Source organism: Nitrospinota bacterium (genome assembly GCA_009873635.1).
Lineage (GTDB): Bacteria > Nitrospinota > Nitrospinia > Nitrospinales > VA-1 > LS-NOB.
This window is the reverse complement of sequence record WAHY01000001.1, coordinates 145,649-155,918: the sequence shown is the minus strand read 5'-3', so window position 1 is coordinate 155,918 and position 10,270 is coordinate 145,649. Positions and strand designations below refer to the sequence as shown.

At 46.0% G+C, this 10,270-nt stretch carries 10 protein-coding genes; 1 reads left to right on the top strand and 9 read right to left on the bottom strand.

The window, feature by feature from the left end; all coding sequences use genetic code 11:
* Window positions 1-23: 23 nt before the first annotated feature.
* Window positions 24-701, bottom strand: coding sequence for a tetratricopeptide repeat protein (locus F3741_00825; protein ID MZG29345.1), 678 nt, complete (start codon window positions 699-701; stop codon window positions 24-26).
* 78 nt (window positions 702-779) lie between these two features.
* Here F3741_00825 and glpE point away from each other — a divergent pair, with 78 nt between their 5' ends.
* Window positions 780-1,070, top strand: a complete 291-nt coding sequence (gene glpE / locus F3741_00820) for a thiosulfate sulfurtransferase GlpE (protein ID MZG29344.1) — start codon at window positions 780-782, stop codon at window positions 1,068-1,070.
* 190 nt (window positions 1,071-1,260) lie between these two features.
* Here glpE and F3741_00815 read toward each other — a convergent pair whose 3' ends face one another.
* The 8 genes from F3741_00815 to F3741_00780 all read right to left on the bottom strand — a co-directional run bounded on the left by F3741_00815 (window position 1,261) and on the right by F3741_00780 (window position 10,260).
* On the bottom strand, window positions 1,261-2,115 hold the full coding sequence (locus F3741_00815) for an MTAP family purine nucleoside phosphorylase (protein MZG29343.1): 855 nt from the start codon (window positions 2,113-2,115) through the stop codon (window positions 1,261-1,263).
* 5 nt (window positions 2,116-2,120) lie between these two features.
* Window positions 2,121-2,627, bottom strand: coding sequence for a gamma carbonic anhydrase family protein (locus F3741_00810; GenBank protein ID MZG29342.1), 507 nt, complete (start codon window positions 2,625-2,627; stop codon window positions 2,121-2,123).
* Window positions 2,628-2,760: 133 nt separating this feature from the next.
* Entirely contained in the window at window positions 2,761-3,507 is a 747-nt protein-coding gene (locus tag F3741_00805; GenBank protein MZG29341.1) for a 1-acyl-sn-glycerol-3-phosphate acyltransferase, read from the bottom strand.
* 71 nt (window positions 3,508-3,578) lie between these two features.
* Complete coding sequence (locus tag F3741_00800) at window positions 3,579-4,337, bottom strand: hypothetical protein (GenBank protein MZG29340.1); 759 nt, start codon at window positions 4,335-4,337, stop codon at window positions 3,579-3,581.
* Between the two features lie 9 nt (window positions 4,338-4,346).
* Window positions 4,347-5,267, bottom strand: a complete 921-nt coding sequence (locus F3741_00795; protein ID MZG29339.1) for a TIGR02281 family clan AA aspartic protease — start codon at window positions 5,265-5,267, stop codon at window positions 4,347-4,349.
* Entirely contained in the window at window positions 5,218-7,572 is a 2,355-nt protein-coding gene (locus tag F3741_00790) for a DNA translocase FtsK (GenBank protein MZG29338.1), read from the bottom strand. Before F3741_00790 ends, F3741_00795 begins: the two co-directional genes overlap by 50 nt.
* Entirely contained in the window at window positions 7,565-9,226 is a 1,662-nt protein-coding gene (nadB, locus tag F3741_00785) for an L-aspartate oxidase (protein MZG29337.1), read from the bottom strand. Before nadB ends, F3741_00790 begins: the two co-directional genes overlap by 8 nt.
* Window positions 9,227-9,324: 98 nt before the next feature.
* Window positions 9,325-10,260, bottom strand: coding sequence for a cobalamin-binding protein (locus F3741_00780; protein ID MZG29336.1), 936 nt, complete (start codon window positions 10,258-10,260; stop codon window positions 9,325-9,327).
* Between the last annotated feature and the right edge of the window lie 10 nt (window positions 10,261-10,270).

Below are 10,270 nucleotides of genomic sequence, written 5' to 3'. Positions count from 1 at the left end.
TAACAAAAATGAGCTCACCTGGATCAAGTTGGAAATGCCAGTTGCCTGATTCCTTGTGCGGCATCCAGGATTTCTTTCTCCCCTAATTGATCCGCCAAAGAAATTGATTCGCTCAAAGTAGAATTTAATTCTTCCAGCTCCCCTGAAATAAGATATATGGATGATAAAGAAAAAAGCGGCTGGAGTATTTTCTTAGGGTCTTGAAGTTCACGTCCCATACGCACCCTGTTTCGCAAAATTGCAACACCTCTCTCCAGGGCTCCCTGGAGAGACAGGAACCTGTCATCAAAGGCGATTTCATTCTCTTCTTTCAACAAATCTGAAAAAATTTCCAGAGCCCTGTTCCACTCACATTTCCGCCAGAAAGTAATGCCAACCATCGCAAGAATGGCCCTTTCACCCATTTTTTCGCCAGACTCTTTAAAAAGGTCCAGTGCGGGACGAAACTCATCCAATGCCTTTTGCAGTTGAGCCTTTTCCCAGAAGGCAGTGCCAAGAGCTGTCAAGAGAACGGCTTGCTGACAGGTGTCCCCATCATCCCGAATCCTCTGCAACGCATTCCGCATGCATCGCACAGCTGAATCATACTTTCGTCCCTGCTGATAAGCATTGGCCAATGGAATAATTGTTTCCAGAATTTCAGCAGGCAAACCATTTTCTTCCGCTGTTTTAAATGAATTTTCCAGTTCAGTCAGATTCATATATTAATTTGTTGTAACTTCTTCATAAGTGGGACATCCTATATATAGATGTCCAAACTTTATAAAGGATTGCAAATCATGTTCAAGGAAATTGATCCTCACAAAGCTCAAGAAATGATTGAAGAAGATTCAGCGAACGTTGTCGATATTCGAGATCCCGGGTCATATGCTTCAGGACATGTTCCCAATGCGTTTTCTTTAAACGATAGCAATGTTCAGGAGTATATAGAATCTGCGGACAAGGAAAAACCACTCATCGTTTACTGCTATCATGGCATCTCGAGCAGAGGTGCTGCCGAATACTTGTCAAAAAACGGATTCAAAGAAGTTTACAGTATGACAGGAGGTTACGAAGCCTGGCCAGACTAGCCCTCTAGCGAGGGAGGCAACTGGCAATAGCTTGATCAGACCAGCAAACCCTCTCCCGGCTTAAAGAGCAATTGTTATATTCCTTCTCAGGTGACGGGCGTACCGTAAACCCAACCCTCTTCCTTGAAAGGATAGGGCTGAGGTGAAGGCAATCAGATAACACCTTGCTTTTTTGATTCTATAGTTACTACTAAATCATTCCCTTATCTTTATAGCGACGCATGGCTTCGGGACAATCGCAGGTACGTGGGGTTCCTTCCAAACTTTCAAAAACCTTGTTAATCAACCGAGGAAAGTTTTGTATTGCAAGATCAACGTTCTTCTTTTCTTCTTCAGTTTGCATCCCCTCAAACAGTTCCCCTTTTTTAAACTTTCGAGGTTTTACTCCTTCTGCATAGTTGGTCAGGTAGCAAAAAGGTGTGTAACATATTTCCATTTCCCGGGCCAGAAAAGCCTCCGGAGCCAGGGTCATTCCCACAAGGTCAGCACCCAGCAGGCGCAGTTTTTTTATCTCCGCCGGGGTTTCCAATCGCGGGCCTTCGGTGCAGGCATAAACCGCTTTATCATGGTGGGGCAGTCCGCTGGAGTGCAGAATATCGTGCAAGGTTTCAGCGATCTGCGGACAAAAAGGTTCGTTCATGCGGATGAATCCGACACCTGTATCTTTAAAAAAAGTGGTTTCCCGGTTTCTCGTTTCATCAATGATGTCATGCGGTACAACAAAATCTCCCGGCTTGAAAACCGTATTGATGATTCCAGGCCCGGACCAGGAAATCACCCGCTCAACCCCGCATTGTTTTAATGCATGAATGTTAGCCCGGTAATTGACAAAAGGAGCAGTGAGGGAATAATCCGTTTCTCCATGTCGGGATAAGAATAAAAACTCCAAGCCTTCAAAACTGAAACGATGAATGGGTGCGCTTTTTCCATATGGGGTTTCAAAAACATCACACCCCTTTTCTTTGCCAAGAGCCTCTGAGGTTAGAAGATGGTAGGCCCCACTGCCTCCAATCACCGCTATTGGGACCGCAGCACATTCAGCCATCAGTATTAATCCAAATAAGTTTCAATATCGCCGACATAATTGGCCGCCGATTCACGAATACCGCGAATTTCTTCTTCCGTCAGTTCCCTTTTAACTTTTGCCGGCGATCCCAACACCAGGCTTTTAGGCGGAATCTTCGTGTCAGGGGTCACGAGGGAACCGGCGCCTACAATGGATTGCGTTCCTACTTCCGCACCGTCCATAACAATCGCGCCCATTCCAATGAGACATTGCGACTCAATGGTGCAGGCGTGCAACGTGACGTTATGACCCACAGTCACTTCATCTCCAATAACCAGCGGCAGAGTCTTACGGGCAACATGCAGGACACATCCATCCTGAATGTTTGTACGCTTGCCTATCTGGATATGATTGACATCGCCACGTATTACAGCATTGAACCACACACTACTCTCTTCACCAATTTTCACATCACCGATGACCTGCGCGCTTTCCACAACCAGAGAAGAGTCATCAATCTCTGGGTTTTTTCCTTTAAATGAATGAATCATTTCGAATCCTTTGCAAAAGTGGAGTATCTCCACCGAAATTTATTCTATCTTGTTTTCCTTACCACCGAGCGTGGTCTAATCTAACGTCATTTTGATTTTAATGTCCATCATAAAAAAAACCTGCTCGTTCAATCTAAGCTTCCCAGCGATCATGTCTATCACGAATGGCCTGATAGCTTTTTGTCGCCAGAGCCTGCCTTTTCGGTCCCGGTGGAATTTGCGGCAAGACTGTTACCGTTGCTAAAAGCCCGGGCGCCTTGAGCAATTCAGTAATATGGCGGATGAAACTGTCTCCATAAAATGCAATTGTTGGCTCATGTCCATCATGGTAGTGAATCTCTATGGGTACCACGGGCCGGTCGGCAAGAACGGCTGCCTCGAAAACTGCGGATTTGAAGGGAATCACATCTTTTCCTTCCGTTGCCTGGGCTTCTGGAAAAAGTATTACAGACTGTTCACTCTTTAAACGCTGTTCAATTTCCCTAATAAGAGCTTTGACTTGATAACGTTTGCTCCGGTCTGCAAAAACGGTCTTCCCCAATCTCACAAGCCAACCTAGAAAAGGCCATTCGGCAATCTCCGATTTGGACACAAAAAACCCTTTAAAACTGGCACTTAACACATATATATCTGGCGATCCAACATGGTTGGCAACAATCAATGATCCGGGTTTTATGGAAGTATCCCCCTCAATCCGAACCTGTGTGTTTAAAACCTTACAGGTCACCCGGGCCCATAATTGTGTGAAAAAAGCGATCCACTTTAAAAGCTTAGGCGGCGACATAAAAAACAAAACATGCACGCAGATTCCTATGACCACAAACACCAAAAATACTATGGAATAAATTCCAATCCGAATGATGGCGAAACAATATCCCATGAATTAACCCTGGAATAAAAAATGTTCACTAATATTTGATACTCAGTTTTTAATACACTCTGCAAAAACTATTAATAAAAACCTTCTGGCTTTTTCATGATTTTGAACATATCAGATGTGATCAAACGGTTCAGGTTTTTACATAATGAAACCGCCATGGTTCCCATCCCAATATTTCTTGAAGATGTCACTCCCAGCTCCTTTAGCATTACATTGGCAACACGCAACCAGGCAAAATGACTTTTAAACAGGTTGTAGTGAATTTTATCCATACCGCAATAGACACCCAGCCCACTTACTAAATGCACTCGTTCATTCTGAATTGATTTATCCTCTATGTATTTATTTATTGTTTTCACTGCGAGATCTGCCTTGTCATAGGTCACCGAACTGTTTGGATAAAATATGCCCTTCAATAATTTAAATGTTTCCCTTCCCATATCTTGGCGAACATCCACATGGATGGAAGTTAAAAATACTTCGGCATTCAATAGAAGGGATTTTTCAATCAAAGAATCAAAGCATTCTACCAAAGACTGTTCAGGCACTCCGTACATAATGTCATTGCCAATATCAGTTAACAGAACCGCAATGCGCCGACTCTGTTGCACATCAACATTTTCCATGATCCGGCATTCACCGATGGGAGGATAAGTGAAATTGAACATACCACTCTCAACACAATAGCCACGGCCCGGACCCATCGCGTTGAGAAACTCACATCTTGATATATTTTGAGAAAGCTGCCGGGTCAAAGCAAAGTAACCCCGAGCAAGATTGCTGGCCCCTAACAGTATGAAAAGGAACTCGTGTTGCCCATGGCTTCGCATACCCTGACGTTACATGGATGACCGGAAACGAACCGGCAGGCCGGAAATGGAAGCCTGTGTTTCCAGTTTTTGGCGCAGAGCTTTGTAAAATTCCACTGTATTTTGCATGTTCATCGCCTTTGCGTGTCCACGCCTCCTGAGAAGATCCGCGCGGGAAGCATAACTCTTTATAGTCGCATCATAATGTTCAAACCGGCTTTTCCACCAGTTTCCCGGCTTATTATCCCACACCAGTTCATCCTGAGTCTGGGGAGGTTTCAAGGTGAGAAGTTTGTTGGTGCGATCAATCTCAAACCGAAAATCTCCTAGAAAACTCATCCCCAGTAATCCATCTATTTCTTTGATATGGCTGTTGATCGATGCTTCTACCAAACGGGTCTTGGCAGAACCAACCGAAACCGAGTCAAGCGCTACGAGTGGCATCCAATCTTCTCCACCTGCAGTATTGAAAGGCAACTCGGCTGAAACAGAAGAACTTGAAATTCCCAGCTTTTGGCCGATTTCCTCGGTAAGCGTTATGAGTGAGGCTCCGGTATCCAACATCAGCCTTGCTTTGACCCGGCCATTTAGAACCGTATCAACAAGAAAATTACCGCCACTAAGAGGGATCAAAGGAACCTGGGTTTCCCCGTTGGATGAAGTTGACCCGGGTAGCTCTATTACGGGTGGAAGGCTGGGAGTTGACCGATAGGCCCGGTTCTCTCTAAGGGTACGAACACCTTCTTTTCTGTCGCGGTATTTCTGGGGAATCTTTGAGATGTCATCTGTAAAATGAATCGCGCCTTCGTCATCCCTGTATGAAAAAACACCGGCGAGACCCTGTTGCACCAGACCAAAAACAACAAAAGCTGACAGAACCAGCTGGACAGCAAATAGGACCCTATTCAATTTCGATCGGGTTGACATAGACTTCACGAGGTTTGACTCCATCAGATGGACCCACCACCCCTTCTCGCTCCATGGTTTCTATGATTCGTGCAGCCCGATTATAACCTATTCTTAAACGTCGTTGAATATAGGAAATAGAAGCCTGCCGGTCTTTGGCGACAATGGCAAGGGCCTCATCATATTTTTCATCAAACTCCTCTTCCTCATCTCCATTATTTTTTTCTTCTTCAACAACAGAATCGAAAATATCTTCCTGATAATGTGGTTTCGCCTGCTTCTTGATGAAGTCCACGATTCGTTGAATCTCCTCATCGCTAACCATAACCCCATGCAGTCGATGAAGTTTTGAAGTTCCTGGTGGTAGAAACAGCATGTCTCCTTTACCGAGAAGTTTGTCCGCACCCATCGCATCCAGAATGGTTCTTGAGTCCACTCTTGAAGTCACTTTATAAGACATGCGGGTGGGAAAGTTGGCTTTGATGATTCCCGTCAATACATCGACGGAAGGGCGCTGGGTGGCAACGATCAGATGAATTCCCGCGGCCCTCGCCATTTGCGCCAGCCGTGTTAACGAGTCTTCCACTCCTTTGGAAGCAACCATCATGAGGTCTGCCAGTTCATCAATCAGGATGACAATGTAAGGAAGCTTTGCAGGGGGTTCCGGAATTATTTCCTCTTCTTCGTCTTCCTCCACATCATCAGCGTTTTCAGGCTTGACCCCTTTATTCGCTTTTTCACGTTTCTTAAGCTCCTGTTCATATTCTTTCTGGAGTTTCTCCGCAAGCTCATTGAAGCCACCAATATTACGCACACCTTTCTCGGCCATCATCTTGTAACGGGATTCCATTTCGTTGACCGCCCATTGAAGCGCGGCCGCGGCCTTTTTAGGGTTGGTGACGACAGGAGAAATAAGATGTGGAATGCCATCATAAACCGATAACTCCAGCATCTTCGGGTCAATCATGATCATTTTTACTTCTTCCGGGGTGGCGTTCAAAAGGATGCTGCAGATCATGGCGTTGAGTCCTACGCTCTTTCCCGAACCTGTTGAGCCTGCCATTAGCAAGTGCGGTGTCGTTGCCAGATCCTGCACTGCCGGTTCCCCTGTAATGTCTTTACCAATAACAAGAGTGAGCTTGGATTCTGATTCCTGAAACGATTCCGAAGTCATGACATCTTTAAAATAGATGGTCTCACGCCGAATATTAGGAATTTCTATACCCACCACCGGTTTGCCCGGTACAGGTGCCAGAATACGAAGCCCCACACAACGCATTGCCAAAGATAAATCGTCCGCAAGAGAAACAATTCGACTGACTTTGACTCCCGGTGCAGGTTCATATTCAAACAATGTGATAACGGGACCGGGAAGAACCTGAACGACTCTTCCTTCAATACCAAAGTCCTTTAATTTCTTTTCCAGAATGGCACTGCTTGCTAAAATTTCTTCCCGGGCTTTCTCGTCTTGTGTGTCCCTGCCAGGTGGCGGGTTCTCAAGCAATGCAAGGGGTGGCACCTGATACTTCCCCGATGTACCCATGAAAGCAAAGTTTTCCTGAACCACAAACTCTGCCTTTTCTTCCTGAGCTTTCTTTTTCTTCTCTTTTTTTTCTATTATTTTTACTTCCGGCTCAAGTTGACTGCGGGTGACAATCACTGGCTCTACAGGTGCCTTATTGGCCTCCCTCATTTCCTGCCTGGCAGTTTGCAACTTTACAATCCAATCGCGGATTAAAGACACAGATTTTAAAACCATATTTTTAATTGCAACAAGCGTCAGCATCGTTGCAGAACCCAGCACCCTGGATAATTTTCCGATTGCCTCTACCAGCACATTAACCGGAATACGTGTCATCACAAGAAAAGCGACAAACAATAAGGTTAACAGGGTTAAAACGGCTCCTGAAGCATTCAACCAGGTCACCAGAAAACCACCCAGACCATGACCCACCAAACCACCAACTGGAACCGCAGTGCCAAAAAATGGGTCGACCTTGAACTGGATCGCCAGAAGAGAACAGAGACCAATCAGGAATAAAAGACCTGAGCTCAAGATCAGCGGCAAATTATGGAAGTCTTTTCCACGAACCAAAACCCAACTCAAAAACAGAGTGATGACCGGGAAGAAAAACGAACCACTTCCAAAAATTCGCGCCAGCCCATCTGAAAAATAGGCTCCAACCATGCCAGCGGAGTTTGTCACATCCGTCCCTGTAACACTTTTATTGAAAGAAGGATCGTCAGGTGAAAAAGTGATCAACGCCATCAAGCTGAATACCGTGAAGGCGAGCGCAACCACACCAAAAAAATCTCGGATTAAAATATGTACTGTTTTTTCTTCACTCATGGGTCACTATTCTCGGGTTGGTTTGGGTTATCAATCGTTTATGGTTGTTCTGGAAAATCGTGTCTTGTTTCCAGTTCGCGTCATCTGTGTCCGGAAAATCGCGGTTATAATGCAATCCCCGGCTTTCCTTTCTGGTCAGGGCTCCCTGAATAATCAGTTGTGCCGTGATGGTAATATTTCTCAACTCCAGGGTGTCCTTGGTGATTTTAAAGTTCCAGTAATATTCCTGTATCTCTTCCAACAGAAGTTGAATGCGTCTCTCGGCTCTTTTCAGTCGCTTATTGGAGCGGACAATGCCGACATAGTTCCACATCAACCGGCGAATTTCGTCCCAGTTGTGCGACACCACCACCGATTCGTCACTATCTACGGCGCTTCCGGGATCCCATTCAGGAATCTGACCCATGAAACCCTTAGAGTCTTTGGATTCCTCAAACAAGGCAACCGCTTTCTCAACAGCACGGTGCGAGAGAACCAACCCTTCCAGCAAAGAGTTGGAGGCCAGCCGGTTGGCTCCATGCAATCCGGAAAAGCAAACCTCGCCGCTGGCAAACAGCCGTTTGATATTCGTCTGGCCACTGGTATCCACAACCAATCCACCGCACATATAATGTGCCGCTGGCACGACTGGAACAGGTTCTCGAGACATATCAAAACCAAACTCCAAACAAGTCTTGTAAATATTAGGAAAACGTTCTCTAATGCGGTAACCCTCAAGATGGGTGGCGTCAAGGAGGACGTAGTCATCCCCACTCTTTTTCATCTCATAGTCAATCGCTCGCGCCACCACATCACGGGGAGCCAGACAACCTAGAGAATGGTAGTTTTCCATGAACGTACTGCCATTTTGCAGACGCAGAATTCCACCTTCACCCCGTACTGTTTCTGAAATGAGAAACGATTTTGCTTTCGGGTGAAACAAGCAGGTGGGATGAAACTGGAAGAATTCCATATTGGCAATTTTTGCCCCGGCACGATATGCCACCGCTACACCATCGCCTGTTGCCGTGTCTGGATTCGATGTGTAAAGATAAACCTTACCCGCACCTCCCGTTGCCATGAAGGTGACTCGTCCCACCATCGTTTCCACCTTTTGCGTCATGTGGTTCAGCACATAAAGACCAAGGGTTTCGTCTTGATCTCCTCCAACCTGAACTTTGTCATCCAGCCGGGCCCGGGTGATGAGATCAATCGCCATGTGATTCTCAAAAATTTCAATATTATCCTGGGCGTGAACCGCCTCAATGAGGGTGCGCTCAATTTCCCAGCCCGTCAGGTCGTGCGCGTGCAGGATACGGCGTTTGGAATGTCCACCTTCTTTTCCCAAGTCGAACCCCGCACCTCGAATGCGGTCGAACCTGGCACCAAGCCCGATCAATTCTCGAATTCGTGCTGGACCTTCACGGCAGGCAATTCGTACGAAGTCCTCATGGCAGAGACCGCGACCGGTTTCCATTGTGTCTTTGACATGCAATTCAAACGAGTCGTCTTCCGCCATCACCGAGGCGATACCCCCCTGGGCATATTTGGTCGCCGACTCTTCGAGAGCATCCTTGGTGATGATGCCTACAGAACCGTATTTACAGACCTTGAGTGCAAACGTCAGCCCTGCGACTCCAGAACCAATTACAATGAAATCCTTTTCAATAGCCATGACCGGATTATATCAAATTAACCCTTTTTTTTCAATCTTTTAGGGGTTATTCAAAATGAGGATATCTGATTAAAAACGCCCCGCTCAGGGCTTAAGTCCTACGGCAGGTTTAGGCCCGGTTCTAATTTGATGAGTCCATCCGCGTATTGTTCGCCGAACTCCGGAAAGAGATTGGGGTGGGTGCAGTGAGCAAGGATTTCGAGTGAATCGAGAATACGTGGACCGGGGCGGTTGAAGTAGGAATTTCCATCTACCAGATAAAACCGGGTATTATATTTTGTTTCCCAGTCCTGCCAGGGAATTTGTTTTTTCAGTAAATCCATTTCTTTCAAGGTCTGTTCCAGTTTATAGCCACATGGTTTGACCACCACGACATCAGGACTGATTTTCTCCAAGACTTCCCGATCCACAACAGGCGCGGGTTTTCCGCATTCAGCAATGCAAACCTCGCCTCCAGCTATGTCTATCATTTCAGGGAGCCACATGCCTCCTACATAAATCGGGTCGAGCCATTCTATTGTCAAAACTTTCGGAGTGTGGGTGGCCTTGCCGTTAAGACGATTTTTAACCGCATTGACCCTTGAGTCCACTTCTTCACGAAACTCTTCACCTCTTTGACTGATACCAAGCTGGTCTGCTACATTCTGCACATCATTCCAGATATCTCCCAGTTTTTGGGGTCTGAGAGAAATAATTTTTGCCCCAACGAGTTCCTGGCAGGCCTCTTCAACCTGAGAAAATGAAACAGCGCAGACATCACACAAGTCCTGCGTCACGATGAAATCCGGGTTGAGTGATTTCAACAACTCCAAATCCAGGTCATAAACCGACACGCTGTTTTTCATAACCTCAAGAACTGATTTATGAATATCGGGACTGCTGGATGATGGGTTGATACGAGTTGAAGTGAGGTTGGGAAGAAACTTCACTGACATGGGATAGTCACATTCATGCGACACACCAACAAGGCTTTCCTCTAACCCAAGTTGCACCAGAATTTCAGTCGCAGAAGGAAGTAAGCTGACAAGTTTCATAATAAGATTC

Excerpts from the sequence above, each read along its gene's own strand:
- glpE (MZG29344.1), top strand. The coding sequence starts at position 780 with ATGTTCAAGGAAATTGATCCTCACAAAGCTCAAGAAATGATTGAAGAA.
- F3741_00780 (MZG29336.1), bottom strand. The coding sequence starts at position 10,260 with ATGAAACTTGTCAGCTTACTTCCTTCTGCGACTGAAATTCTGGTGCAA.
- nadB (MZG29337.1), bottom strand. The coding sequence starts at position 9,226 with ATGGCTATTGAAAAGGATTTCATTGTAATTGGTTCTGGAGTCGCAGGG.
- F3741_00790 (MZG29338.1), bottom strand. The coding sequence starts at position 7,572 with ATGAGTGAAGAAAAAACAGTACATATTTTAATCCGAGATTTTTTTGGT.
- F3741_00795 (MZG29339.1), bottom strand. The coding sequence starts at position 5,267 with ATGGAGTCAAACCTCGTGAAGTCTATGTCAACCCGATCGAAATTGAAT.
- F3741_00825 (MZG29345.1), bottom strand. The coding sequence starts at position 701 with ATGAATCTGACTGAACTGGAAAATTCATTTAAAACAGCGGAAGAAAAT.
- F3741_00800 (MZG29340.1), bottom strand. The coding sequence starts at position 4,337 with ATGCGAAGCCATGGGCAACACGAGTTCCTTTTCATACTGTTAGGGGCC.
- F3741_00810 (MZG29342.1), bottom strand. The coding sequence starts at position 2,627 with ATGATTCATTCATTTAAAGGAAAAAACCCAGAGATTGATGACTCTTCT.
- F3741_00815 (MZG29343.1), bottom strand. The coding sequence starts at position 2,115 with ATGGCTGAATGTGCTGCGGTCCCAATAGCGGTGATTGGAGGCAGTGGG.
- F3741_00805 (MZG29341.1), bottom strand. The coding sequence starts at position 3,507 with ATGGGATATTGTTTCGCCATCATTCGGATTGGAATTTATTCCATAGTA.